Source organism: Qipengyuania vesicularis (assembly GCF_019711415.1).
GTDB classification, from domain to species: domain Bacteria; phylum Pseudomonadota; class Alphaproteobacteria; order Sphingomonadales; family Sphingomonadaceae; genus Qipengyuania; species Qipengyuania vesicularis.
In genome coordinates, this window is record NZ_JAIGNJ010000003.1 from 497,267 (window position 1) to 520,263 (window position 22,997).

The 22,997-nt window shown below is 62.3% G+C and carries 28 protein-coding genes; 15 read left to right on the top strand and 13 right to left on the bottom strand.

The annotated features are described in order from the left end of the window. The first annotated feature begins 52 nt into the window (after positions 1-52). The 3 genes from K3146_RS11265 to K3146_RS11275 are packed head-to-tail and all read left to right on the top strand — an operon-like array spanning position 53 to position 3,067. On the top strand, positions 53-550 hold the full coding sequence (locus K3146_RS11265) for a DUF2497 domain-containing protein (protein WP_221546374.1): 498 nt from the start codon (positions 53-55) through the stop codon (positions 548-550). Positions 551-594: 44 nt separating this feature from the next. Continuing rightward, complete coding sequence (locus K3146_RS11270; protein ID WP_221546375.1) at positions 595-2,700, top strand: S9 family peptidase; 2,106 nt, start codon at positions 595-597, stop codon at positions 2,698-2,700. After that, complete coding sequence (locus K3146_RS11275) at positions 2,693-3,067, top strand: (2Fe-2S) ferredoxin domain-containing protein (protein ID WP_221546376.1); 375 nt, start codon at positions 2,693-2,695, stop codon at positions 3,065-3,067. Before K3146_RS11270 ends, K3146_RS11275 begins: the two co-directional genes overlap by 8 nt. On the opposite strand, the gene K3146_RS11280 is transcribed toward K3146_RS11275, so the two are convergent. Continuing rightward, positions 3,064-3,363: a hypothetical protein gene (locus tag K3146_RS11280; protein WP_221546377.1), complete on the bottom strand. Its 300-nt coding sequence runs from the start codon at positions 3,361-3,363 to the stop codon at positions 3,064-3,066. The genes K3146_RS11275 and K3146_RS11280 overlap by 4 nt on opposite strands. A gap of 110 nt (positions 3,364-3,473) precedes the next feature. Between K3146_RS11280 and K3146_RS11285 the strand changes: the two genes are divergently transcribed. From K3146_RS11285 to xth, 3 genes are read left to right on the top strand one after another with little or no spacing between them, the layout of a single operon-like run. After that, positions 3,474-3,905, top strand: coding sequence for a CBS domain-containing protein (locus tag K3146_RS11285; RefSeq protein WP_221546378.1), 432 nt, complete (start codon positions 3,474-3,476; stop codon positions 3,903-3,905). Between the two features lie 32 nt (positions 3,906-3,937). Further along, positions 3,938-4,267, top strand: coding sequence for an iron-sulfur cluster insertion protein ErpA (gene erpA, locus K3146_RS11290; RefSeq protein ID WP_221546379.1), 330 nt, complete (start codon positions 3,938-3,940; stop codon positions 4,265-4,267). Positions 4,268-4,305: 38 nt separating this feature from the next. After that, the gene (gene xth / locus K3146_RS11295; protein ID WP_221546380.1) at positions 4,306-5,091 is read left to right on the top strand and encodes an exodeoxyribonuclease III; all 786 of its coding nucleotides are present in this window, start codon (positions 4,306-4,308) and stop codon (positions 5,089-5,091) included. Between the two features lie 63 nt (positions 5,092-5,154). Here xth and K3146_RS11300 read toward each other — a convergent pair whose 3' ends face one another. The 9 genes from K3146_RS11300 to K3146_RS11340 form a co-directional block, all read right to left on the bottom strand. After that, positions 5,155-5,793 (bottom strand): cell wall hydrolase, encoded by a 639-nt coding sequence (locus K3146_RS11300; protein WP_247711202.1) that lies wholly within the window; start codon positions 5,791-5,793, stop codon positions 5,155-5,157. A 203-nt stretch (positions 5,794-5,996) separates the two neighbouring features. Further along, a complete protein-coding gene (locus tag K3146_RS11305; protein WP_221546381.1) occupies positions 5,997-6,335 on the bottom strand; it encodes a DUF1491 family protein in 339 nt (112 codons plus the stop codon). Continuing rightward, positions 6,335-6,793, bottom strand: a complete 459-nt coding sequence (locus K3146_RS11310; protein WP_221546382.1) for a PaaI family thioesterase — start codon at positions 6,791-6,793, stop codon at positions 6,335-6,337. The genes K3146_RS11305 and K3146_RS11310 overlap by 1 nt, the downstream gene beginning before the upstream one ends. A 21-nt stretch (positions 6,794-6,814) precedes the next feature. Then, positions 6,815-7,387 (bottom strand): ribosome hibernation-promoting factor, HPF/YfiA family, encoded by a 573-nt coding sequence (hpf, locus tag K3146_RS11315; RefSeq protein WP_221546383.1) that lies wholly within the window; start codon positions 7,385-7,387, stop codon positions 6,815-6,817. A 73-nt stretch (positions 7,388-7,460) separates the two neighbouring features. Beyond that, positions 7,461-8,150: a DNA polymerase III subunit epsilon gene (gene dnaQ / locus K3146_RS11320; RefSeq protein WP_221546384.1), complete on the bottom strand. Its 690-nt coding sequence runs from the start codon at positions 8,148-8,150 to the stop codon at positions 7,461-7,463. A gap of 30 nt (positions 8,151-8,180) precedes the next feature. Beyond that, positions 8,181-8,795, bottom strand: a complete 615-nt coding sequence (gene coaE / locus K3146_RS11325) for a dephospho-CoA kinase (protein WP_221546385.1) — start codon at positions 8,793-8,795, stop codon at positions 8,181-8,183. Further along, on the bottom strand, positions 8,792-9,643 hold the full coding sequence (locus K3146_RS11330; RefSeq protein ID WP_221546386.1) for a shikimate dehydrogenase family protein: 852 nt from the start codon (positions 9,641-9,643) through the stop codon (positions 8,792-8,794). The genes coaE and K3146_RS11330 overlap by 4 nt, the downstream gene beginning before the upstream one ends. Further along, positions 9,640-10,236, bottom strand: coding sequence for a Maf family protein (locus tag K3146_RS11335; protein ID WP_221546387.1), 597 nt, complete (start codon positions 10,234-10,236; stop codon positions 9,640-9,642). The genes K3146_RS11330 and K3146_RS11335 overlap by 4 nt, the downstream gene beginning before the upstream one ends. Next, on the bottom strand, positions 10,233-11,123 hold the full coding sequence (locus K3146_RS11340) for a pyruvate, water dikinase regulatory protein (RefSeq protein ID WP_221546388.1): 891 nt from the start codon (positions 11,121-11,123) through the stop codon (positions 10,233-10,235). The genes K3146_RS11335 and K3146_RS11340 overlap by 4 nt, the downstream gene beginning before the upstream one ends. A gap of 272 nt (positions 11,124-11,395) precedes the next feature. Between K3146_RS11340 and hemE the strand changes: the two genes are divergently transcribed. The 3 genes from hemE (at position 11,396) to rho (ending at position 14,321) form a co-directional block, all read left to right on the top strand. Continuing rightward, positions 11,396-12,421 carry a uroporphyrinogen decarboxylase gene (gene hemE / locus K3146_RS11345; protein WP_221546389.1) on the top strand — a complete coding sequence of 342 codons (1,026 nt, stop codon included), beginning with the start codon at positions 11,396-11,398 and terminating at the stop codon, positions 12,419-12,421. Between the two features lie 31 nt (positions 12,422-12,452). Beyond that, positions 12,453-12,896 carry a CopD family protein gene (locus K3146_RS11350; RefSeq protein WP_221546390.1) on the top strand — a complete coding sequence of 148 codons (444 nt, stop codon included), beginning with the start codon at positions 12,453-12,455 and terminating at the stop codon, positions 12,894-12,896. A 159-nt stretch (positions 12,897-13,055) separates the two neighbouring features. Further along, positions 13,056-14,321 carry a transcription termination factor Rho gene (gene rho, locus K3146_RS11355; protein ID WP_221546391.1) on the top strand — a complete coding sequence of 422 codons (1,266 nt, stop codon included), beginning with the start codon at positions 13,056-13,058 and terminating at the stop codon, positions 14,319-14,321. 59 nt (positions 14,322-14,380) lie between these two features. On the opposite strand, the gene K3146_RS11360 is transcribed toward rho, so the two are convergent. From K3146_RS11360 to K3146_RS11370, 3 genes are read right to left on the bottom strand one after another with little or no spacing between them, the layout of a single operon-like run. Next, positions 14,381-14,782, bottom strand: a complete 402-nt coding sequence (locus K3146_RS11360) for a nuclear transport factor 2 family protein (protein WP_221546392.1) — start codon at positions 14,780-14,782, stop codon at positions 14,381-14,383. Further along, complete coding sequence (locus K3146_RS11365; RefSeq protein ID WP_221546393.1) at positions 14,776-16,368, bottom strand: FMN-binding glutamate synthase family protein; 1,593 nt, start codon at positions 16,366-16,368, stop codon at positions 14,776-14,778. The genes K3146_RS11360 and K3146_RS11365 overlap by 7 nt, the downstream gene beginning before the upstream one ends. Before the next feature lie 9 nt (positions 16,369-16,377). After that, on the bottom strand, positions 16,378-17,076 hold the full coding sequence (locus K3146_RS11370) for a dienelactone hydrolase family protein (RefSeq protein WP_221546394.1): 699 nt from the start codon (positions 17,074-17,076) through the stop codon (positions 16,378-16,380). A gap of 100 nt (positions 17,077-17,176) precedes the next feature. Here K3146_RS11370 and K3146_RS11375 point away from each other — a divergent pair, with 100 nt between their 5' ends. The 6 genes from K3146_RS11375 (at position 17,177) to K3146_RS11400 (ending at position 22,994) form a co-directional block, all read left to right on the top strand. After that, positions 17,177-17,440 carry a DUF6489 family protein gene (locus K3146_RS11375; protein ID WP_221546395.1) on the top strand — a complete coding sequence of 88 codons (264 nt, stop codon included), beginning with the start codon at positions 17,177-17,179 and terminating at the stop codon, positions 17,438-17,440. A gap of 15 nt (positions 17,441-17,455) precedes the next feature. Continuing rightward, complete coding sequence (gene mnmE, locus K3146_RS11380; protein WP_221546396.1) at positions 17,456-18,730, top strand: tRNA uridine-5-carboxymethylaminomethyl(34) synthesis GTPase MnmE; 1,275 nt, start codon at positions 17,456-17,458, stop codon at positions 18,728-18,730. Positions 18,731-18,791: 61 nt separating this feature from the next. Next, positions 18,792-20,645, top strand: a complete 1,854-nt coding sequence (mnmG, locus tag K3146_RS11385) for a tRNA uridine-5-carboxymethylaminomethyl(34) synthesis enzyme MnmG (protein WP_221546397.1) — start codon at positions 18,792-18,794, stop codon at positions 20,643-20,645. Beyond that, complete coding sequence (gene rsmG / locus K3146_RS11390) at positions 20,642-21,274, top strand: 16S rRNA (guanine(527)-N(7))-methyltransferase RsmG (RefSeq protein ID WP_221546398.1); 633 nt, start codon at positions 20,642-20,644, stop codon at positions 21,272-21,274. Before mnmG ends, rsmG begins: the two co-directional genes overlap by 4 nt. Next, positions 21,271-22,059 carry a ParA family protein gene (locus K3146_RS11395; RefSeq protein WP_221546399.1) on the top strand — a complete coding sequence of 263 codons (789 nt, stop codon included), beginning with the start codon at positions 21,271-21,273 and terminating at the stop codon, positions 22,057-22,059. The genes rsmG and K3146_RS11395 overlap by 4 nt, the downstream gene beginning before the upstream one ends. Next, complete coding sequence (locus K3146_RS11400; RefSeq protein ID WP_221546400.1) at positions 22,056-22,994, top strand: ParB/RepB/Spo0J family partition protein; 939 nt, start codon at positions 22,056-22,058, stop codon at positions 22,992-22,994. Before K3146_RS11395 ends, K3146_RS11400 begins: the two co-directional genes overlap by 4 nt. Positions 22,995-22,997 lie beyond the last annotated feature (3 nt).

Sequence of the window (22,997 nt, forward strand, 5' to 3'; positions counted from 1 at the left end):
TCGCTCGAATTCCCGAATCGGGAATGGTGCGAAACGAGGGGGGCCGCGAGCCATGCAGAACCACGGTGAACCGTCGGTCGAGGAAATTCTCGACTCGATCAAGAAGGTGATCGCACGCGACGCCGAGGATCGTGTCGCACAGCCGCGCAGGCACCCACTCATGGCCAGCGATGCCGAGCCTGCCGATGCCGAGGAAGCCGAGGAAGTGCTCGAGCTGGGCGTCGGGCTCGGCGAGGAACTGATCCTCGAAGACAATGCCGCGCTCGACCGGGCCTTTGGCGAAGAGCCGGGCGAGGAAGAGGTAGAAGAAGCCGCACTTACCGGCGATGCGACGCAGGAATCGATGCGTCAGAATTTCGCTGCGCTTTCCATGCTCGCCAAGCCCGGCAAACAGCCGCAGATCGTGCGCCAGGGCGAAACCTCGCTCGAAGGCCTCGTGCGCGAAATGCTGCGCCCGATGCTGGCGCAATGGCTCGACGACAACCTGCCGGGCATGGTCGAGGAACTGGTCAAAGCCGAGATCGCGCGCATCGCGGGCAAGAAGGGCTAATTCTCCCTTACGCTGGCACGGCACTCGCGCTACACCGCGCGGCCATGACACAACGCATTCGGGCCGCACTCCCGCTCGCCAGCGCCTTTGCGCTTCTCGCCACTCCGCTCGCGGCACAGGACGCGCCCGCGCCGATGCAGGCGAGGGACCTCGTTACCATGCCGCGCCTTGGCAGCCCTACCGTCTCGCCCGACGGCGCGATGGCTGTCTATTCGGTGATCACGACCGATCCCGAGAGCCTTGAGCGTTCGGCCCGGCTCTTCGTACGGTCGTTGACCAACATGGACGGCGAGGCAGTCGCCCTCGATCTCAAGGCAAGCGGGGCAAGCTTCGCGGGCGATGGCCACCTCTATTACCTCGCCAGCGGCACCGAAAGCGACAGCCCGCAGGTCTGGCGCGCGCATGTCGGCACGGATGGCTCGGTATCGGGCGCGATCCAGCTCACGGACATTATACGCGGGGTGAATGGCTACAGCGTCTCCGCAGACGGCTCCAGGATCGCCATCTGGACCGATATTGCCCGCAGCTGCGAAGACCTCGCCTGCGACGACAGCGCCAAAGCCTATTTGCCCGGGCCGGGAGACGGACGCCTCTTCCAGGGCGATGAAGGTTTGTATCGCCATTGGGACGAGTGGGAGACCCCCGGGATCATCAGCCGGGTATTCGCCGCAGACATCACCGAGGGCAAGGCGACCGCATTCGTGGCGGTCGACGGGGCGATGGGCGCGGGTGGTCCCGCTGGCGACACCCCGACCAAGCCCTTTGGCGGCGGCGAAGACATCGCTTGGGCGCCCGACGGCAGCGGCGTCTATTTCGTCGCGCGCGAGGGCGGGGCGAGCGAGCCTTATTCGACCAATCTCGATATCTGGTGGTCCGATCTCTCGGGTGATGCCCCGACCAATCTGACCGCCGCGAACGAGGCGCTCGACGCCCTTCCGGCCCCATCGCCCGACGGGCGCTATCTTGCCTATGTTGCCATGGAGCGCCCGACTTACGAAGCCGATCGCCAGGTGGTCATGCTGCGCGACCTCGCGACAGGCGAAACCACCGCGTTGACGCAGGATTTCGATCGCAGTTTCGGCTCGCTGGCATGGACGCCCGATTCCCGCTGGCTGGTGGCGACGGCGCAGGACGTGCTCGACACCCCAGCATTCCGCATCGATCCGCGCACCGGGGCTGTCGAACGGCTCGACCTCATGGCAGGCAACGAGGCGCATATCGGCAATGTCACGCCGCTCGAGGGCGGCGACCTGCTCTTCACACGCGATTCCATTGGTGCGCCTTCGGAGATGTTCCTCTCGGAGAACTGGGGAATGGCCGAGCCGCTGACCGAAGTCGCCACCCCGGTCATCGGGCAGTTCGCCCCTGTCGTTGTCGAGCGCTTCAGCTTTGCGGGCGCCAATGGCGAAACCGTCTGGGGCCAGATCACCAAGCTTGAGGGTCATGAGGGCAAGATGCCCGCCATCCTCTACGTGCATGGTGGTCCGCAGGGTTCGTTCAACGACGGCTGGTCCAGCCGCTGGAACCCTAGGATCGTCGCCAGCCAGGGTTATGCGGTCATCTCGGTCGATTTTCACGGCAGCACCGGATACGGTCAGGCTTTCACCGACGCCATCAATGGCGATTGGGGCGGCAAGCCGCTCGAAGACCTCCAGTTGGGCCTTGCTGCAGCGCTGGAACGCGACAGCCAGATCGACGGCAGCCGCGCCTGCGCCATGGGAGCGAGCTATGGCGGCTACATGATGAACTGGATCGCGGGCAATTGGCCCGACCGGTTCGACTGCCTCGTCCAGCACGACGGCCTCTTCGACCTGCGCAGCTTCTATTACACGACCGAAGAGCTGTGGTTTCCCAAGTGGGAATTCGGCGGCAGCTATGCCGAGAACCCCGAGGCCTACGAGCGCTGGAATCCGGTCAACCATGTCGACAAGTGGCAAACCCCGATGCTGGTGATCACTGGCGAGAAGGACTTCCGCGTTCCCTACACGCAAGGTCTCGCCAGTTTCACCGCGCTGCAGGAGCGTGGCATCGAGAGCCAGATGCTGGTCTTCCCGAACGAGAATCACTGGGTGCTCGGCGCGAAGAACTCGCTGCAGTGGCACAATACGGTGTTCGACTGGCTCGACCGGTGGTTGAAGCCGGGTGAGTAAGCGAGGACTTGCAAAGGCGCAGCAGGCGCTGGCGAAGATCGGCGGGGAAAATGTCGAGCGACAGATCTTCCTTTGCGCGTTGAGCGAGAAGCAGAAGTGCTGCTCGCGCGAAGATGGCAAGGCGGCCTGGAACTACCTGAAGAAGCGGCTCAAGGAGCTGGGCCTCGTCGGTCGCGGCGCACAGGTCCAGCGGACCAAGGCCGATTGCTTGCAAGTATGCGCGCACGGTCCGATCGCAGTCGTCTGGCCCGAGAACGTCTGGTACCATTCCTGCAATGAGGAGGTCCTCGAGGCCATCATCCAGCGCCACCTCATCGGCGGGGTCCCGGTCGAGGAGTACAGGTTGCGATCGGCGGAAGAAGCCTAGTCCCCGTCGATCGAATTGTCGGGCAGTTTGTTGTCCACTGCTTCGTCATGGCCCGTGCCCGAGGAAAGGAACACCAGTCCCATCAAGGCGCCCGTCAGCAGCATGACAAAGCCCACGCCCAAAGCGGTGGCGATGTAGAAATGGACCGAAACCTCGCCGCCAAACTTGTAAAGGAGGGCCATGGCGATCGCCACGAGCCCGACCGTCAGCAGGAACATGAACCGCATGATCCTGCGGTAGCGAGCCCAGGCAAAGGCGGCGCTTTCTGGGTCGTCGAGGGGGGATTTACTGACCATCGGCGCCCCTCATGGCCGCAAGTCCCCGGCCTTTCAATGCGCGATCTCGCGGTGCTGGCCTTTTCGCAGCGATGGTGGCATCCTTCACGCCGCAGCAGAAGGAGGCAGGCATGAACGTCACCACGCTTATCGAAGCCCGTGCCAGTTCGGATATCATCTCGGTCGATGTCGACAGGCCGGTGCGCGAAGCGGTGAGCCTCTTGGCAGAGAAACGGATCGGCGCGTTACCGGTCATGTCCGGCGGTTCGGTGGCCGGTGTCTTTTCCGAGCGTGACGTGATTTACCGCCTTGCTTCAGAAGGCCAGGCCTGCCTCGACAAGCGGGTCGGAGAAGTGATGACATCGCCTGCCATCACCATCGATCGGCAGACGCCCATCCTCAAGGCGCTCTCGCTGATGACCCGCCGCCGGATTCGCCACCTCCCGGTCATGGATGGGGACACGATGTGCGGCTTTATCTCGATCGGGGACCTCGTGAAGGCACGCCTCGACCAGATCGAGCATGAGGCCGAAGCCATGCGCGAGTATATCCAGACCGCTTGAGACCCGCGGCTGCAGTCACTACATCGCCTGTCATGGCCGAAATGCTCACCCTCACGCCCGCCGCTGCCAAGCGCGTCGCCGCAATCGCCGAGAAACAGGCGAAGCCGGCGATCTTGCGCCTGTCGGTCGAAGGTGGGGGTTGTTCGGGCTTCCAGTACAAGTTCGACCTTGCCGACGCAGCGGACGAAGACGATTCGGTCAGCGATACCGACGGCGTTCGGCTTGTCGTCGACCCCGTGAGCCTCGACCTGGTGGCAGGAAGCGTGGTGGACTTCGTTGAATCGCTGGGCGGCGCGGCATTCAAGGTCGAGAATCCCAATGCGGCCGCCGGATGCGGTTGCGGTTCGAGCTTCGGGATTTAGGTTAGACCCGCGCGCGCGCTTCGGGCATGAGGCGCGTCATGCGTATCGCCACCTTCAACATCAACGGAATCAAGGCGCGCCTTCCGCGCTTGCTCGAATGGCTCGAGGAAACCCAGCCCGCCGTCGCCTGCCTGCAGGAGATCAAGACGATGGACGAGGGTTTTCCGGCGGAGGACTTCGAGAAGATCGGTTATCACGCCATCTGGCACGGCCAGAAGAGCTTCAACGGCGTGGCGATCCTTGCCAAGGGCGAGAAGCCGGTCGAAGTCCAGCGCGGGCTCGGGATCGATGGTCCGAAGGAGGGCGAGGGCGAGCAGGCCCGCTATCTCGAGGCCGAAGTGAACGGTGTGCGCATCTGCAATCTCTACCTGCCCAACGGCAATCCGCATCCCGGACCGAAGTTCGACTACAAGCTTGCGTGGATGGAGAAGCTCCGCGCACGCATGGCCGCCATCTGGGCAGAAGAAGTGCCGGCGGTCGTGCTGGGGGATTTCAACGTCATTCCCGAAGACAAGGATGTGTGGTCGCCCAAGGCGATGGCCAGCGATGCACTGATGCAGCCCGAAAGCCGCGATGCATACAAGCGCATGCTGGCCGATGGCTGGACAGATGCGATCGACACGCTCAACCCGCGCGGCGGGGTGTGGACCTATTGGGACTACCAGGCTGGCGCGTGGCAGCGCGATCACGGTTTTCGGATCGACCATCTGCTCCTGTCGCCCGAACTGGCGGACAGGATGCTCTCCGCCGGTGTCGACAAGGAATACCGCGGCCGCGAAAAGGCAAGCGACCACACGCCGGTCTGGGTTGAGATCCGGGCCTGATCACGCATACCAAGAGGGGCCGCCACCCTCAGGCGACGGCTCCTCGATTCCCTGGTCTACCGATCAGCGGTAGAAAATGTGTGTCTTGATCGCGGCGCGGCGCGTCTTCTTCGACGCCCAGCGCGGGCTCACATAGGTCGCGTGGAAGTAGAGCGAATCCTGGGCTTCGCTTTCCCACAGGCCCTGGTGGGCGATGCGCGCAATCTTGGTGGCGCGTTCCCACGCTGCCGAACCGGTCTTGATGCGCGGCATGGTACCACCGCGCACGAAGCTGAACTGCGCGCGCTGGTAGACGACGCCGCAATAGCTCGCCGGGAAACGGTTCGATTCCGAGCGATTGATCACGACCTGTGCCACGGCCAGCTGGCCAGCCAGCGGTTCGCCGCGCGATTCGAAATAGACAGCGCCGGCAAGGCAGCGCATTTCGTCGGAAAGCTCGTCAGGCGCCGCAATCGTGGCGACCAGTTCGCGCAGGCTGCGCGCTTCGACATTTCCGGTAAATTCGTCGGTAGCTTCCTCGGGAAGCTCCTGGACCACTTCATTGCTCACGAAAACCGGGACCACCTCTTCGGTGAGCACCGTTTCCTCGGCAGTGGTTTCTTCGGCTGCAATTGCAGCCTGGGCGCCGGTTTCTTCCGCTCCGGCAAAGGTTGCAACCATCGCTGCGGCAGAAGCCGCGATGGCAATCGTAAACTTTCGCATGATTCCGCTTGTTCATGGCGGTGAGCTTGCTGTCACAGGCCGGGATCCAGTGCGCGTCACTCACGCGTCTTCAAACTGGTATCCGTCAGCGGGCCTGCCGCTTGCTCCCCGTCTGCGTGCTTGTTCATTGACCCCATTGCCAACCGAACCGCCTGCGCATCGAAGCTGGGGCCTAAAATAGTCTCATTTGAAACTGGGTCAAGTTAACGAGTGGGGGTTTCGAGCAGTTTCTCCACTTCAACCCCATCGAGCTCGACGAACCAGCAATCGGGGTCGCGGTGCTGCCTTTTGGCAACATACTCGTCGAATTCCCTTGGGTTTTCATGATCTTGTTCGCGCGTGCAGGTAAATTTCCGCGAGCCGTCAAGGCTAGGCATACGTTCCCACAGGCGGGTATTTTTGCCACTATGAGTGGTTAATAAAACCAGCGTCCCAGCGTCTTTTTCCCCTTTCTGAAGGACCGTACCGAAGCCCCCGAGGCCTTGTGCCAGCCGTATCAGTCCGGCCACTTCGAGGTGTGCCGGGAGGCGCGCCTCCTCCATCAGCCGGCGTATCCGGCGAGGCTAGAGAGGGGGATGCGCGATTTCATGAATGTGCCCGTGCCACGTCCGATTTCGTCCCCTTCGGCATCGACCAGCCGCGATTCGGCAACGAAAACTCGTCGACGGCCACTCACCCAGCGCCCCTCGGCGACAACCTTGCCTTCGCGCACCGGCTTGGTGAAATGCAGGTTGAAAGAGGTCGTCAGCAGGAATCGGTCCGTCACCAGCGTATTGGCCGCGTAGAAGGCGGCATCGTCGAGCATCTTGAAATAGATCGTCCCGTGAGCCGCACCCGCCGCATGGAACACTTGTTCCGTAACGTCGAAGGTTATGCGGGAGGTGCCGTTGCCGGTTATGTCGAGGGCGGATTCGAATTGCGCATTGACCGGCGCGGACCGGTAAAGGCTTTCGAGCGCACGCCAGTGCCGCTCGGCTCCGCTGCTTGCCTCTGTATCCATGGGTTCCCGCCTACCCGAATCCTAGCTGCGCGGCTCGACCCAACCGATCGACCCGTCGGGGCGACGATAGACCATGTTATGCGCCTCGGTCGCGCCGTTCTTGAAGAAGAGCGCGTTGGTGTTCTGCAAATCGAGCAGCATCACCGCATCTGCGACCGAGCATTCCGGGATCATCGCGCTTGTTTCGGCGATTACTGGCGGACTGTCGTGCGCCACCTCCTCTTCGGTGTCGACGTCCGGCGCCGCGAAAATCGTATAGGCAGCCTCCTGTTCGCGCAGGGCATGGTCGGCCTGTTCGTGGCGGTCCTTTATCCGGCGCTTGTACCGCCGCAATTGCTTCTCGATCTTGGCGGCGGCCGCATCGAACGCCTGGTGGACGTCATGGGCTTCGGCGTGACCCTTCAGGATCAGGCCCTGCATCACATGTGTGACGATATCTGAAGAAAACGCTCCGCCTGGCGCCTTGCCGAACGTCACATGGCTAGAAATGGCGCGGTTGAAGTATTTCTCGACGATGCCCTGCAGGCGATCTTCGACATGGGTCTGCAAGGCTGAACCAGTGTCGATTTGGTGACCCGAGACACGGATATCCATAAGCGTCGTTCTCCTGTTTTCGCGCCCCCGACGATCCCATCCGGCCCCGTCCGCCGGCTCGTCGATCCGGCACCTATCCCCACAGGGGGCTTTCGATCCCGGACATGAATCTCCTATGCCGCGCCAGCTCTTCCGGCGTCGGCGCATGCGGCCGTGGCTCGCGGCGTGGCCCCTCGGGTGCCTTGTGCACTGCGACGGCTTCCGCAGGGCTTTCGGGCGCGACGATATCGGCGGCGAGTTCCAGCCCGATCTGCCGCCCGCCCTTCAGTTCGACATAGACCTGCGCGAGGAGCTCGGCATCGAGCAGTGCGCCGTGCTTCACGCGATGGCTGCGATCGATCCCATAGCGCGTGCAGAGGGCATCGAGCGAGAGTTTCGCCCCCGGATGCCGCTTCTTGGCAATCTGGACCGTGTCGACCATCCGGCTCATGCAGATCGGCTCCTGCTCGATCAGGACCAGTTCGGCGTTGAGAAAGCCAAAGTCGAACCCCGCATTATGCGCGATCAGCGGCGCATCGCCTAGGAAGTCGAGCAGCTCGTGGAAGATATCGCGGAAGAGCGGCTTGTCGGACAGGAAGGATGCCGAGAGGCCATGCACCGCTTCCGCCCCAGCCGGCATATCGCGCTCGGGGTTGTAATAGGTGTGGTAGGTGTTTCCGGTGGGCACAAGATTGACCATCTCGATGCAACCGATTTCAACCATCCGGTCGCCCGTCTTGGGGTCGAGGCCGGTGGTTTCGGTGTCGAAAACAATCTCGCGCATTGCCTAATCTATCGGACTCAATTCCGCAGATTACAAGGGGTCTTGGCCAGCTATCTCGGCTCGCAGGAGGGCGATGAGTGCGATCACCTCATCCTCGGTCTCGGCGAGCGACTGCCCGGTATCGATAATATGGTGGGCCCGCTCACGCTTCTCTGCGTCGGGTGTCTGGAGCGACAGGATATGGGCGAACTTTTCTGGCGTCATACCGGACCTCGCAAGCACCCGCCGCCGCTGCACTTCGGCCGGCGCTGAGACGACGACGATCCGATCGACTGCCGCGTGGCCGCCTTTCTCGAAGAGCAACGGAATGTCGAAGACGACGAAGGGCGCGCCGAAATGCTCGATGAGGAATGCCTCGCGCTCAGCCGCGACAGCCGGGTGGACGATCGCCTCGAGCCGCGCGAGTGCCTCCTTGTCACCGAAAACCTGCCTGCCGAGCTTATCGCGAAGCACGCCATTGTCGTCGGTACTGCCCGGGAACGCCTTCTCGATCGCGGGCACGAGCGCGCCTTCCGGTCCCTGCATCTTGCGCACCTCGGCATCTGCATCGAAGACCGGCACTCCCGCTGCCTCGAACATGGCTGCAACGGTCGACTTGCCCATACCGATCGAGCCGGTGAGGCCGATGATCAGGGGCTTCGTCATGCCATGAGCCTTCCGCGTAGTTCGGCATCGTATTCGCGCGGAGGCTCCTTCCCGAAGAAGTAGGAGAATGCCGCCGCCGCCTGGCCGATCAGCATCGAGAGGCCATCGATGGTCCCGAAACCGGCATCGCGCGCCGCCTTGAGGAAATCGGTTTCGACCGGATCGGTGACGATGTCATAGGCAATCGAGCCGGGCGGGGCATGGCTCCAATCGAAGGCGAGCGGAGGCTGGCCGCGCATGCCGAGCGGGCTGGCGTTGACCACCAGATCGCAGCACCCTTCGCGGTCGTCGAAGGCGAAGTCGGTCGGATCGGCAAAATGGGCAAGCGGGGCGGTATGGTGTTCGCCCTCGGCCAATTCATCAAGAAGGGCGCGCGCCTTGTCGGGATTGCGTCCGGCTAGGACAAGGGTGAAGCCTTCTTTGGCAAGTCCTGTGACAATCGCCCTTGCAGCGCCGCCCGTACCCAGCACGCGCGCCATGCGGAAATAGTGCTGCTGTTCCAGCCGGTCAGAAAGTGGTTCGAGAAAACCCGCTACATCGGTATTTCGCCCGATGAGCTTGCCATCGGCCGCACGGTGGATCGTGTTGACGGCACCCACGCGCTTGGCGAGCGGTTCGAGCCGGTCAACCAGCGGGATCGCGTCCTTCTTATGCGGCATCGTGACATTGCAGCCGCGCCAGGCATGATCTGCGCGTCGCTCGGCAAGATAATCGGCAAGGCCTTCACTGGTGACATGACAGGCGCGATACTCGGCATCGAGTCCGAGCTTTTCTATCCAAAAGCCGTGAATCGCAGGCGATTTGGATTGTGCAATCGGATCGCCGATGACTTCTACATAGATCGTCACGAAGCGAGCACACCTTCTTCGCGCAGCGCGTCCAGCACCTGAAGCAACGGCATGCCGAGCACGGTAAACTGGTCGCCCATGATGCTCTCGAACAGTTGCACACCCGGTCCCTCTATCCGGAACACGCCGACGCAATAGGAGACTTCGGGCCATTCGGCATCGAGATAGGCCTCAATGAATCGCTCCGACAGCTCGCGAACGCGCAGCCGGGCGAAGTCCGAGCCGACCCAGACGATCTGCCCGTCCTTCGCGAGGGCGGCCGCGCTGTGAAGCGTCATCACCTTGCCCGAAAAGAACCGCAAATGCTCGGCGGCTTGTTCGCGGCTGGCGGGCTTGTCGAAGCGGCGGCCATCGACCTCCACCAGCGAATCGCTGCCCAACACCATGCGCTCGTTCGAAACGGCAGCAGCCTTGGCGGCAGCCAGCGCTTGGGCGATCTCGGCCGGCTCTGCACCCGCCATCTCGGCTTCGAGCGCGCGTTCGTCCACATCGGCGCCGCGCGCTTCGAAAGCGACACCGGCAGCTTCCAGCATGGCCTTGCGTGAAGAGGAATTCGACGCAAGCACGATCCCGCTCCCGGCAAGCGCGCTCATATTGCCTTCACTCCTTCGAAATCGCCGCCATTGCGGAGCGCCCGCTCGCCATAGAGCCGGATGACGGCCGCCGCGGTTTCCTCGATCGAACGCCGTGTGACATCGATCACCGGCCAGCCATTGTCGGCAAACATGCGGCGGGCGAAGGCCACTTCGCCCTTCACCCGGTCGTTGTCGACATAGGCGGTCTCGGTTCTCTCGTTCAACGTCAGTAGACGGTTGCGCCGGATCTGGACCAGCCGCTCGGGCGCGGTTGTTAGCCCAACGACCATGGGCTTGGTCAGTTCGAAAAGCTTGGGCGGGGGAGGGCTTTCGACCACCAGCGGGATATTGGCGACCTTGTATCCGCGGTTTGCGAGGTAGATGCTGGTCGGCGTCTTCGAGCTGCGCGAGACGCCCGCGAGAATGATGTCGGCCTCTTCCCAGTTCTCCCAACCCACGCCGTCGTCATGGGCGATGGTAAACTGGATCGCCTCGACCCGTTCGAAATAGGCCTGGTCCATCTTGTGCTGCTTGCCCGGGCGGCCATGCGCTTCCTGTCCGAGCGCCTTCTCGAGCGCTTCAGTCACCCGGTCGAGGATGGGCACCGCCGGCAAGCCATTCTGGGCGCAGACCTCTTCCAAGCGAGTGCGCGCTTCCTGGTTCACGAGGGTAAACAGGACGAGACCGGGATTGGCCTTGAGTTCTGGCACGATCCGGTCAAGATGCTGCTTGCTCCTGACCATGGGCCAGAAGTGCCGCACCACATCGGCATCGTCGAACTGGGCGAGCGCGGCCTTGGCCAGCATCTCCAGCGTTTCGCCGGTACTGTCTGACAGCAGGTGCAGGTGAATACGGTCGGGAATGATTGCCTCTTTCGGCTTGTGGACAGGGGCGGGATAAACCACGGGACATGTCTGGCGACAAGTTCGGTGATGAATTCCCTCCCCGCTACGAGTCATCCAGGGGGGTGATTCCCGCACAGCAAGACGCGATTTTTGCGCAGGCTGGGAACAGTGGGGACAAGTTTGACTCGACTCATATGAATCCGCGAGTCGCAATTCGCCCGGAACCCTTTCCTCCGCGAAAGTTTTCGGGCAGGGGCCACTTGTGCCCGATATCCACAGGGCCAACAGACTCCATCAATCCTTATAATAACTAGGTATTATTGGACTCCTGAATGCCCGGTCTCCTTCTCGACACGCTAAACGGTGCGCCTAGCGCACAGGTCCCTCTATGGCTCATGCGCCAGGCGGGGCGCTACCTTCCCGAGTACCGCAAGCTGCGCGCGAAGAAGGGCGGTTTCCTCGCGATGGCCTATGATAGCGAGGCGGCTTGTGAGATTACCTTGCAGCCGATCAATCGCTTCGGCTTCGATGGCGCGATCCTGTTTTCGGATATCCTCATCGTACCGCACGCACTTGGGCAGAATCTCGAATTCCTGGCCGGCGAGGGCCCCAAGCTTTCACCCAAACTGGTCGATCATGCGCTCGATGCGCTCACCCGCAATCCTTCGCGCTACGAGCCGATCAACGAAACGGTCCGCCTGTGCCGGACGCGCCTACCCGAAGGCGTGACGATGCTGGGCTTTGCGGGGAGCCCCTGGACCGTGGCGACCTATATGGTCGCAGGCGAAGGCAGCCGGGACCAGCACGAGGCGCGTGCCATGGCCTATCGCGATCCTGCAGCGCTCCAGGTGATCATCGATGCGATCGTCGAAGAGACAGTCGAATACCTCTCGGGCCAGATCGACGCAGGTGCAGAAGCTGTCCAGCTCTTCGACAGCTGGGCGGGCAGCCTTGCTCCCGACGAGTTCGAGAAATGGGTGATCGCGCCCAATGCGCGGATCGTCGCGGCGCTGTCCGAGACGCATCCGGATACTCCGGTCATCGGCTTTCCGAAGGGTTCGGGCGAGAAGCTGCCGGCATATGCACGCGAGACGGGCGTGAAGGCTGTCGGGGTGGACGAGACGCTGGATCCCGCCTGGGTTGCGCGCGAGCTGCCCGATGGCATGCCGGTGCAAGGCAATCTCGATCCGCTGCTGCTGCTTGCCGGATCGGATGAACTGGAGAAGCGGGTCACCGCAATCCTCGAGGCCTTTGCCGGTCGCCCGCATGTCTTCAACCTCGGCCACGGCATCGATCGACGCACCCCGATCGAGCATGTCGAACGGCTGATTGCGGCGGTTCGGGGCTACAAGGGGTGAAATCCGAGAACCGACCGCCTAGATCGTTCCCATGCAGGATGTGCTGTCGATGACCTATCTCTGGCTGAAAGCAGGCCACATCATCTTCATGGTCTTCTGGCTGGCGGGCCTGTTCATGCTTCCGCGCCAGATGATCTACCTCCATCCCGCAGCGCCCGGATCGGATGAATCCGCGCTCTGGGCCAAGCGCATGGGGTTGCTGCGCAAGATCATCCTTACCCCGAGCATCATCGTCGTATGGATTCTGGGCCTGCTGCTGGCCCAAACGCTGTCAGCATGGGGTGAGGGGTGGCTGCACGCCAAATTGTTACTTGTCGTCCTCCTGAGCGGCTTCCACGGCTATCTGGCAGCCCAATCGAAGAAGATGGCTGCCGGCGAACGGCCGCTCAGCGAAAAGCAGCTGCGCATGATCGGCGAGGTCCCGGGAATACTGCTGGCGCTCATCGTCGTATTGGTCGTGGTCAAGCCATTCTGATCATGGCCGGCGTGTTTGCCGATTGACGGCGCGGCGCGGCGAATTTATCTGACACCTACCGACCGGCGAGAGGTCCCGCATCCATAACGGGACCAGGTCCGCTTTCTCCAAGCCCATCGACCTGCCGGCCATCACCACACTCGAATACCGAGAAAATACATGCATCTCAAAGACTTGAAAGCAAAAGCACCCGCAGAGCTCGTGGCCATGGCCGAAGAGCTGGGTGTCGAGGCCGCGGGCACCATGCGCCGCCAGGACCTCATGTTCTGCATCCTGCGCGAACTCGCGGACGATGAAGAGTACAACGAAGAAATCATGGGTATCGGCACCATCGAGGTGCTGCAGGACGGCTTCGGCTTCCTGCGTAGCCCCGAGGCGAACTACCTTGCCGGGCCGGACGATATCTATGTCTCGCCCAACCAGATCCGCAAATGGGGTCTGCGCACCGGCGACACGGTCGAAGGCCAGATCCGCGCGCCCAAGGAAGGCGAACGCTATTTCGCGCTGACCGGCCTGACTACGGTCAATTACGAAGACCCCGACCAGGTCCGCACGCGGACCAATTTTGACAATCTTACGCCGCTCTATCCGGAAGAGAAGCTCAACCTCGATACGCTCGACCCGACGGTCAAGGACAAGTCGGCCCGTGTGATCGACATCATCTCGCCGCAGGGCAAGGGGCAGCGCGCGCTGATCGTCGCGCCGCCGCGTACCGGTAAGACGGTGCTGCTGCAGAACATCGCCAAGGCGATCACGGATAATCACCCCGAAGTCTTCCTGCTGGTGCTGCTCGTCGACGAGCGTCCGGAAGAAGTCACCGACATGCAGCGCAGCGTGAAGGGCGAAGTTATCTCCTCGACCTTCGACGAGCCCGCCAACCGCCACGTCCAGGTCGCCGAAATGGTGATCGAGAAGGCCAAGCGCCTCGTCGAACACAAGAAGGATGTCGTCATCCTGCTCGACTCGATCACGCGTCTTGGCCGTGCCTACAACACCGTCGTGCCCAGCTCGGGCAAGGTGCTGACCGGCGGTGTCGATGCCAACGCACTCCAGCGCCCCAAGCGCTTCTTCGGTGCCGCGCGTAACATCGAGGAAGGCGGCTCGCTGTCCATCATCGCCACCGCGCTGATCGATACCGGCAGCCGCATGGACGAGGTCATCTTCGAAGAGTTCAAGGGCACGGGTAACAGCGAAATCGTGCTCGACCGCAAGGTCGCCGACAAGCGCATCTTCCCGGCACTCGACGTCGGCAAGTCCGGCACCCGCAAGGAAGAGCTGCTGGTCGAGAAGGACAAGCTCTCGAAGATGTGGGTCCTGCGCCGGATCCTCATGCAGATGGGCACGGTCGACGCGATGGAGTTCCTCCTCGACAAGATGAAAGATTCCAAGACCAACGAGGACTTCTTCGCAACCATGAACCAGTAAGCGAAAGGGCCGCTTCCCGATTTGGGAGCGGCCCTTTTTCTGGAACGGCGAACGTCTGGCTAACCCTTCATCGACTCCAGCATCGCCGCCATCTGCTCCCACACCTTGTTCACTGCCTTGAGCGGGCGCACCATCACCTTGAACTCGGCGATCAACCCTTCCTCGTCGAAGCGGATGATGTCGACGCCGTTGACGTGAATTCCGTCCATCTCGGTGGTGAATTCGAGCATGGCATTCTCGCCATCGACCAGTTCGCGGACATAGGTGAAGCTGTCGTTGCCGAGCGTCTGTCCGGCTGCCGAAAGATAGGCGACCACCAGGTCTCGCCCCTGCTGCGGGGTATGGACCACGGGCGAGTGGAAAGCGGCATCTTCGCGGATAATCGCGGCGAGATCGGCTGGTGACGAACCGTTTTCAATCACCTCATGCCATTTGGCCAATCCCTTCTTTGCGTTCAACATGCCCTCCTGAAACTGTTTGCCTGTGCCGCTGCCCAATGACGCGCAAGTGGCGTCGTCTCGGGCTTGTCTAGCAAGACGCCCTCTTCGGCGAAGTAGTAGATGCGGTCAAAGGCGTCTGAGCGCGCGCCGTTGATGCGTTCGCGCATGTCCATCGCCTGCATTGCCCACGGGCTTTCGAGACCCATTGCGATAACGATTTCCTTGAGCGCGTGGAGCGTCTGGCGCTGGAACCGGGCGACCCTTGGGGCCTTGTCTTCCACCACCAGCCCGCGCTGGCGCCAGGCTTCCTGCGTGGCGATCCCGGTCGGGCATGTACCCTTGTGGCAGTTCATTGACTGGACGCAGCCAAGCGCGAACATGAAGGGCCGTGCGGCATTGCACCAGTCGGCCCCGAGCGCGAAGCTCTTGGCCATCTGCGCGCCCGAATGGATCTTGCCCGAAGTGGCGATCTTGATCTTGTGCTTCAGGCCCGTCCCGACAAGCATGTTGCGTACGAAGATCTGTCCTTCACGAAGCGGCATGCCAACCGAATTCGACAATTCGAGAGGGGCGGCGCCTGTCCCGCCCTCGGCACCATCGACGGTGATGAAGTCGGGATGGAGGCCGGTTTCGAGCATCGCCTTGCCGATAGCGAATATCTCGTGTGGCTGGCCAACGCACAGCTTGATGCCGGTCGGCTTTCCACCCGATAGGTCGCGAAGCCGTGTAACGAATTCGAGGAGTTCGATCGGCGTGTCGAATTCCGGGTGCGCCGCTGGTGAAAGGACGTCCTCACCCACGGGCACGCCCCGCGCCTCGGCGATTTCCTTGGTTACTTTCGCTCCAGGAAGTACCCCGCCATGTCCGGGCTTAGCGCCCTGGCTTAGCTTCAGCTCGATCATCTTGACCTGATCGCTCGCGGCGTTCTCACGGAACTGGTCCCGATCGAACCTCCCATCCTCGCGCCGCGCTCCGAAATAGCCGCTGCCGAGCTCCCAGATCAGGTCGCCGCCATGCTTGCGGTGATAGCGGCTGATCGATCCTTCGCCCGTATTGTGGGCAAAATCACCTTCCTTGGCTCCGGCGTTGAGCGCCTCGATTGCGCGGGCTGACAGCGAGCCGAAACTCATCGCGGAAATATTGAGCAGCGATGAGGAGTAAGGCTTGTCGCAAGTGCCTTCGCCAATCATGACGCGCCATTCTTCGGGCGCTTCCTTGGCGGGGGCAATCGAATGGCCGACCCATTCGTACTCGTCGGAATAGACGTCCAGCTCGGTGCCCATCGGGTGCTTGTCGAGGTCGCCCTTTGCCCTGGCATAGACCAGCGCGCGGGCCTGATGACTGAATGGTCGCCCTTCGAGATCGTCCTCGACGATGTAAGACTGGGCGAACGGGCGCAGGTCCTCCATGATCCAACGAATTCGCGCGATCAGCGGATAGTTGCGCCTAAGTGTATGATTTGGCTGGATGAAATCCCATAAGGCCATCAGGGCGAAGGGGACGAGAATCCACAGGCTCCATCGTGCCGGTTCCCATATCCAGGCGCCGGCCGACAGCGCCAGCAAGAGGACAGGGACCAGATAACGAAAGGGAAGGCGCTCGATCATGCGCCGGACCTATCCCAGATGCTCCTTGAAGAAATCGGACGTTCTCCCGTCGGCAAGATTGGCCGCATCTTCCGCGCGCCGTTTGCCGAACTCTGTCGCAAAGCCGTGGTCGAGTCCTTCGTAGTCGTAGAGCGTCACCTTGGGGTGGTCGTCCAGCCCGTCGTGCATCGCCTTTTGCGTGGCCTTGTCGACGAATCCATCCTCCGTGGGCACGTGGAGCAAGAGAGGGTGGGCGATCGCGTGTTTCTCATTCAGAAGTCCGTCGATGCCGACACCGTAATAGCCGACCGAGGCGTTTATATCGGTTCGCGCGGCGGTCATGTAGGCGAGACGGCCCCCCAGACAGTATCCGACGCAGCCGACCTTGGGCACACCTTCCTGGCGGCGGATGTGGTGGATGGTTGCCTCGATATCGCGAATGCCCTGGTCCTGGTCGAACTTGCCCATCAGGTCGAGCGCGCGCTGGAATTCGGGCTCCACATCCGGGTCCAGTTCCACGCCGGGCTCGAGACGCCAGAAGAGATCGGGGGCAACCGCTAGGTAACCCTCTTCGGCAAATTTGTCGCACTTGCGGCGAATGCCCGCATTCACGCCGAAGATTTCCTGGATGACGAGGATTGCGGCGGTCGGCTCTCCGGCAGGTCGGGCGACATAGGCATCGAAGGTCGCATCGCCCGAAAGGGTGGCAATCGTGACGGTCTCGCTCATGGCAGTAATCTCCCTCGATCAGCTCATCGGTGTCTTATGCTTGCATGACGCGGCATGCAGGGCCAGATAGGTGCTTGCAAGCTCTAACGGAGGAAACGCGATGAAGGTCCATATCGAAATCGACTGTACGCCCGAGGAGGCGCGGACTTTCATGGGCTTGCCCGATGTGGGCAAGGCCAACGATATCTACGTCGACATGATGTCGAAGGCGATGAAGGGCGTTTCCAGCACCGACCAGTTGCAGGAGTATGCACGTCAGCTCGCCCCCATGGGCCAGGCCGGGTTCAAGCTCTTCCAAAGCTTCATGGAAGGTGCGCAGGCAGCGAAGAAGCCGTCTAAGAAGCCCGCCACTTCTGACGACTAGAGACCGGTTACACCTATGGCTGACACCATCTTCGCCCTGTCGAGCGGAGCGCCTCCCGCTGCCATCGGTGTAGTGCGGATCAGCGGACCTGCAGCCGCAAATGCGATCGAGGCGCTCGCAGGAGGATTGCCCGAGGCACGCCATGCGAGCCTGCGTACGTTGCGCGACGGGCAGGGGCGGGAACTGGACCGTGTCCTCGTGCTCTGGTTTCCCGGCCCGCGAACCGCGACGGGAGAGGATCTGGCCGAGTTTCATTGCCACGGCGGCAGGGCGGTGGTCGATGCGATTGAAAGCACTCTAGGCAAACTGGAAGAGTTCAGGCGAGCTGAGCCCGGAGAGTTTACCCGTCGTGCCTTCGCCAATGGTGTGATCGATCTTGCCGAGGCCGAGGGACTGGGTGACCTGCTTGCGGCAGAGACCGAGCTCCAGCGGCAAGCAGCTCAGGCTGCGGCGGAGGGTGGACTTTCGCAGAAGGTGGATGGCTGGCGCGACCGGGTGTTGCATCTTTCGGCTTTGGTCGAGGCTGTTCTCGACTTCGGTGACGAGGACGATGTGGATGCACTCCCGGAGATGTTCCACGTGGAACTTTCGCAGCTTGCGAGCGAATGGCGAGACGCGATCGAGGCTCCGCGTGCGGAGCGGTTGCGGGATGGCATTAGGGTAGTCCTGGCGGGTCCGCCTAACTCGGGAAAGTCTTCGCTCTTCAATGCGCTGCTCGATGAGGGTGCTGCCATCGTGTCGGAAGAGGCCGGAACGACGCGCGATGTGATCGAGCGCCCGGTTGCCTTCTCGGGCGTACCTTTCGTGCTGGTGGACACGGCGGGCCTGCGCGAAGAGGGCGCGGGGCAGATCGAGCAGATAGGGATCGGGCGTGCGCGCGATGAACTGGCTAAGGCGGACATCGTCCTTTGGCTCGGCGGCGAGGGCGAGGGTCCGGATGGCGCTTGGGAGATTGCATCACGCTGCGATGTGGATGCGGATGGGAAGACCTGTCCCGACTATGTCGTTTCGGCTGTAACTGGTGCTGGCGTCAGCGCGCTCACGGAGGGCCTTGTGGCTCAAGCGAGGTCGTTACTTCCGAAACCGGGCAGCGCGGCACTGAATGCGAGGCAGGGCGCTGCGCTTGTGGATGCGCTCGATGCGATTGGAGGGATATTGGAAGGACACGATGCGCTCTTGACCGCAGAACGTCTCCGCCTTGCGCGACTGGCGCTCGACCGGCTGCTTGGCCGCCATTCGACCGAGGACATGCTCGAAGCCTTGTTCGGCCGGTTCTGCATCGGCAAATGATGTTTCACGTGGAACACGCTTAGGCTTTGAACGCGCGCCGGTTTGCGGTATCGGCGCGGCCATGCAGGATTTCGACATCGTAATTGTCGGCGGCGGACATGCCGGCGTCGAGGCGGCTTGTGCAGCTGCGCGGATGGGGGCGAGGACCGCTCTCGTCAGTTTCGACCTATCAAAGATCGGTGCCATGAGCTGCAATCCCGCGATTGGCGGTCTGGGCAAGGGCCACCTGGTGCGTGAAGTCGACGCGCTTGACGGGGTGATAGGCCGTGCCGCCGATGCTGGAGCAATTCACTACCGCATGCTCAACCGTTCGAAAGGCAGCGCCGTTTGGGGCCCACGGGTCCAGGCGGATCGAACACTCTTTCGTGCAGCTGTCCAAGGCATGGTCAAGCGCCAGGCGAACCTAACCTTGATCAAGGGGGAGGCCGCTTCGCTTCGCCTGGAGAGCGGGGAGGTGCGCGGGATCGCGCTTGCCGACGGCAAGGAGTTGCGAGCAGCCGCTGTCGTCCTGTGTACGGGGACGTTTCTCGGCGGCACTCTGTTCCGCGGAGAGGAGCGTCTGGAGGGAGGTCGCATCGGCGAGGATGTCGCCCGTGTCCTGGCGGCGCAGTTGCGGGAGGCTGACTTGCCAATGGCGCGCCTCAAGACGGGCACGCCGCCGCGCCTTGATGGGCGGACAATCGACTGGGCTTCGTTGGAGGAGCAGCCTTCAGACGGTGAGGATTGGACCATGTCCTCGCTCTCATCTGGGCGCGAGAACTCCCAGGTGTTCTGTGCGATCACACGCACCAATCGCGCAGCGCATGACATCATCCGCGCCAATCTTGACCGGTCGCCGCTCTTCTCCGGGGCCATCGGCGCTGCAGGACCGCGATATTGTCCCTCGATTGAAGACAAGATCCATCGCTTCGGTGATCGCGAAGGGCACCAGGTCTTCCTCGAGCCCGAGGGCCTGTCGACCCATCTTGTCTACCCCAACGGCATCAGCACATCGCTCCCCACCGATGTCCAGCTAGCGATGCTGCGCGCGATGAAAGGGCTGGAGCGCGTCGAGATGGAGGTCCCTGGCTATGCCGTGGAGTACGACCACATCGATCCCCGTGCCCTGCGGGCGAACCTTGAGCTTCGCGCGATCCCGGGCCTCTACTGTGCCGGTCAAATCAATGGCACGACGGGCTATGAGGAGGCCGCTGCTCAAGGGCTGGTTGCGGGACTGAATGCCGCCGCCAAGGTCTTGGGCCGAAATCCGGTCGGGCTTGATCGCTCCAATTCATATATCGCCGTCATGGTCGATGATCTGACATTGCAGGGTGTGAGCGAGCCCTATCGCATGCTGACGGCTCGAGCGGAGTATCGCCTCCGCCTCCGGGCGGCGAACGCTGATACGCGCCTTACCGGTCTTGGGATCGAAGCGGGGCTGGTCGGGGAGGAGCGTGCCACCTGGTTTGCCACCAGGGAGGCGCGGCGATCGGTCATCGACAACCAGCTCGATGAAGAAGTGCACGCCAACAGGTTGATCGAAGGTGGCGTCAGCGCAAAGGTCGATCGCGGCTCCCAGCGCCTGCGCGACTGGCTGCGCGGCGGGCAGATCTCGATCGATGACCTCTCACGGATAGTCGGTGGGCTAGATGCGCAGGACTCGCTCACGGTCGAAATGGTGGAAGATACGATCTACGAGCCCTATCTTGCTCGTCAGGAAGCCGAATTGCGAGATCTCAAGGCAGGCGAGAAGCTTCGTCTGCCGCATGACTTCCCCTATGGCGCCGTGCCCGGCTTGTCGAACGAGATGGTCGAGCGCCTGAGCAAGGCACAACCGGAAACGCTCTCGGCTGCAGGCCGCGTTCCGGGCATTACGCCTGCTGCCCTTGCTGCGCTTCTTGTCCACGCGCGCCGGCTGGAGGAGAAAGCGGCATGATCGGCGATGAGGCGCAAGCGCGCGCCAGCATAAGTGAGTGGGCCGGGGCCGCCGCTATCGATAAGCTGGAGATGCTGGCAGCAGCTCTGCGGGTAGAGAATGATCGCCAGAACCTCGTCTCAAAGGCGTCGATGGACGAGGTTTGGGTGCGACACTTTGCCGATTCAGCCCAGCTGATCGCCCATGTTCCACGTGAAACATCTGGGCCTTGGTTCGATCTCGGGAGCGGGGCCGGTTTCCCGGGCCTCGTCCTGGCCATCCTGCGCCCGGACGAATCGACCGTACTCGTCGAATCGCGCCGCCGCCGGATCGACTGGCTGGCGGCTATGACCGAGCAACTCGATCTTCCCAATTGCGAAATCGAGGGAAAACGCCTCGAGCTCGTCGATACGCGAAAAGCCGCGGTAATCTCAGCTCGGGCGTTCGCTCCGCTGCCGAAGCTCCTCAATTTATCCGCACGCTTCTCCACAGCCACCACATATTGGGTGTTGCCCAAGGGGCGTTCGGCTGCGCAAGAAGTCGAGGAGCTGCCGCGCAATATGCGCAAGATGTTCCACGTGGAACAATCCTTGACGGACGATGAGGCCGGGATCGTCATCGGCAAGGGCAAGATAGGGACGAAAAAATGATCACTATCGCGATCGCAAACCAGAAGGGCGGGGTGGGTAAGACTACGACCGCAATCAATATCGCCACCGCGATGGCGGCCTCCGGTTGGAAAACGCTGCTGATCGACATGGATCCGCAGGGCAATGCCTCCACGGGGCTTGGCATTGAGAATTCTGCTCGCGAACTCACCAGCTACGATCTGCTCGTTGGCGAAGCGACACTCGCCCAAGTCGCGCAAAGCACTGAAATTCCCGGGCTCGATATCGTGCCTGCCACTCAGGACCTGTCGGGCGCCGAGGTCGAGCTCGTATCGGTCGAGGATCGCACGCACCGCCTCCAGCGCGCACTCGACGCGCCGCAGCCCGGTTTCAGTGGCTATGACATCGCTTTCATCGATTGCCCACCTTCGCTGGGCCTGTTGACGCTCAATGCATTGGGCGCGGCGGATACCTTGATGGTCCCGCTCCAGTGTGAATTCTTCGCGCTCGAAGGGCTGAGCCAGCTTCTCCAGACCGTCGAACGCATCCAGCAGCGCTTCAACCCCGATCTCGGCATAGTGGGCATTGCGCTCACAATGTTCGACCGGCGCAACCGCCTGACCGACCAGGTCGCCGACGACGTGCGCGAATGCCTTGGGAATCTCGTCTTCGAGAACGTCATTCCGCGCAATGTCCGCCTGTCGGAAGCGCCGAGCCACGGGATGCCCGCGCTGATCTACGACCACAATTGTCCCGGCAGCCGTGCCTATATCGGTCTCGCTCGCGAGCTGATCGGACGTCTGCCCGAAAAGAGGAAAGCCGCATGAGTACCGCTATCGACCGCAAGAAGAAGCTCGGCCGCGGCCTCGGTGCGCTGATGGGAGAGATCCAGCGCGAGGAGCCGCTGGTTCGGGAAAATGCCAGTGAAAACAAGGCGGAAGGCGAACCCGGAGCTGTCGCGAAGGATGGCCTCGCTGACATCCCCGTCGCGGACATTTCTCCGCTCCCCGGTCAGCCGCGTACGCGCTTCGATGACGAGGCGCTCGACCAGCTCGCCGCGTCGATCGCCCAGCGCGGGGTTATCCAGCCCGTTATTGTCACCGCGAGGGGCGATGGGCGATACCAGCTCGTTGCCGGCGAACGCCGGTGGCGTGCCGCGCAGCGCGCTCGCTTGCATGCCATACCCGCGATCGTGCGCGACCTCGAGCAACGCGAGATCATGGCTCTTGCGCTGATCGAAAACCTCCAGCGCGAGGATCTTAACCCGCTGGAAGAAGCGCGCGCTTACCAGAAGCTTTCGGATGACGAAGGCATGACCCAGGCCGATATCGCCAAGCTGGTCGACAAGTCGCGTAGCCATGTGGCGAACTTCCAGCGCCTTCTCGCACTACCGCAGGAAGTCCTTGATTTCCTTGCGGAAGGCAAGCTCACTATGGGCCATGCTCGCCCCTTAATCGGGAACGATGACGCCACGGACATCGCGCGGCGAGCCGTGAACGACAATCTGTCCGTCCGCGAGGTGGAGAAGTTGGCCCGCGGGGGCGCTCCGAAGAAGGCGAAGGCGCCAAGCCAAAAGCCAGTCGGTGATGCAACGAGTGACGCCGACATTGCGGCAGTTCAGGGTCATCTCGAAGAATTCCTCGGCCTTCCCGTGAAGATCAAGACTGAAGGCGCCCCGGGCAATGGCACGGTGACTATCGGCTATCGTACGCTCGACCAGCTCGACCTCATTTGCCAGCGGCTGACAGGCGGCGACATCTGACCT

Excerpts from the sequence above, each read along its gene's own strand:
- K3146_RS11335 (WP_221546387.1), bottom strand. The coding sequence starts at position 10,236 with ATGAGCGCGCTTGCCGGGAGCGGGATCGTGCTTGCGTCGAATTCCTCT.
- K3146_RS11400 (WP_221546400.1), top strand. The coding sequence starts at position 22,056 with ATGAGTACCGCTATCGACCGCAAGAAGAAGCTCGGCCGCGGCCTCGGT.
- K3146_RS11300 (WP_247711202.1), bottom strand. The coding sequence starts at position 5,793 with ATGCGAAAGTTTACGATTGCCATCGCGGCTTCTGCCGCAGCGATGGTT.
- K3146_RS11350 (WP_221546390.1), top strand. The coding sequence starts at position 12,453 with ATGCAGGATGTGCTGTCGATGACCTATCTCTGGCTGAAAGCAGGCCAC.
- K3146_RS11305 (WP_221546381.1), bottom strand. The coding sequence starts at position 6,335 with ATGGAGGAGGCGCGCCTCCCGGCACACCTCGAAGTGGCCGGACTGATA.
- xth (WP_221546380.1), top strand. The coding sequence starts at position 4,306 with ATGCGTATCGCCACCTTCAACATCAACGGAATCAAGGCGCGCCTTCCG.
- coaE (WP_221546385.1), bottom strand. The coding sequence starts at position 8,795 with ATGACGAAGCCCCTGATCATCGGCCTCACCGGCTCGATCGGTATGGGC.
- K3146_RS11265 (WP_221546374.1), top strand. The coding sequence starts at position 53 with ATGCAGAACCACGGTGAACCGTCGGTCGAGGAAATTCTCGACTCGATC.
- K3146_RS11285 (WP_221546378.1), top strand. The coding sequence starts at position 3,474 with ATGAACGTCACCACGCTTATCGAAGCCCGTGCCAGTTCGGATATCATC.
- dnaQ (WP_221546384.1), bottom strand. The coding sequence starts at position 8,150 with ATGCGCGAGATTGTTTTCGACACCGAAACCACCGGCCTCGACCCCAAG.
- rsmG (WP_221546398.1), top strand. The coding sequence starts at position 20,642 with ATGATCGGCGATGAGGCGCAAGCGCGCGCCAGCATAAGTGAGTGGGCC.
- K3146_RS11280 (WP_221546377.1), bottom strand. The coding sequence starts at position 3,363 with ATGGTCAGTAAATCCCCCCTCGACGACCCAGAAAGCGCCGCCTTTGCC.
- K3146_RS11270 (WP_221546375.1), top strand. The coding sequence starts at position 595 with ATGACACAACGCATTCGGGCCGCACTCCCGCTCGCCAGCGCCTTTGCG.
- mnmE (WP_221546396.1), top strand. The coding sequence starts at position 17,456 with ATGGCTGACACCATCTTCGCCCTGTCGAGCGGAGCGCCTCCCGCTGCC.
- K3146_RS11365 (WP_221546393.1), bottom strand. The coding sequence starts at position 16,368 with ATGATCGAGCGCCTTCCCTTTCGTTATCTGGTCCCTGTCCTCTTGCTG.
- hpf (WP_221546383.1), bottom strand. The coding sequence starts at position 7,387 with ATGGATATCCGTGTCTCGGGTCACCAAATCGACACTGGTTCAGCCTTG.
- mnmG (WP_221546397.1), top strand. The coding sequence starts at position 18,792 with ATGCAGGATTTCGACATCGTAATTGTCGGCGGCGGACATGCCGGCGTC.
- K3146_RS11310 (WP_221546382.1), bottom strand. The coding sequence starts at position 6,793 with ATGGATACAGAGGCAAGCAGCGGAGCCGAGCGGCACTGGCGTGCGCTC.
- K3146_RS11375 (WP_221546395.1), top strand. The coding sequence starts at position 17,177 with ATGAAGGTCCATATCGAAATCGACTGTACGCCCGAGGAGGCGCGGACT.
- erpA (WP_221546379.1), top strand. The coding sequence starts at position 3,938 with ATGGCCGAAATGCTCACCCTCACGCCCGCCGCTGCCAAGCGCGTCGCC.
- K3146_RS11370 (WP_221546394.1), bottom strand. The coding sequence starts at position 17,076 with ATGAGCGAGACCGTCACGATTGCCACCCTTTCGGGCGATGCGACCTTC.
- hemE (WP_221546389.1), top strand. The coding sequence starts at position 11,396 with ATGCCCGGTCTCCTTCTCGACACGCTAAACGGTGCGCCTAGCGCACAG.
- rho (WP_221546391.1), top strand. The coding sequence starts at position 13,056 with ATGCATCTCAAAGACTTGAAAGCAAAAGCACCCGCAGAGCTCGTGGCC.
- K3146_RS11395 (WP_221546399.1), top strand. The coding sequence starts at position 21,271 with ATGATCACTATCGCGATCGCAAACCAGAAGGGCGGGGTGGGTAAGACT.
- K3146_RS11360 (WP_221546392.1), bottom strand. The coding sequence starts at position 14,782 with ATGTTGAACGCAAAGAAGGGATTGGCCAAATGGCATGAGGTGATTGAA.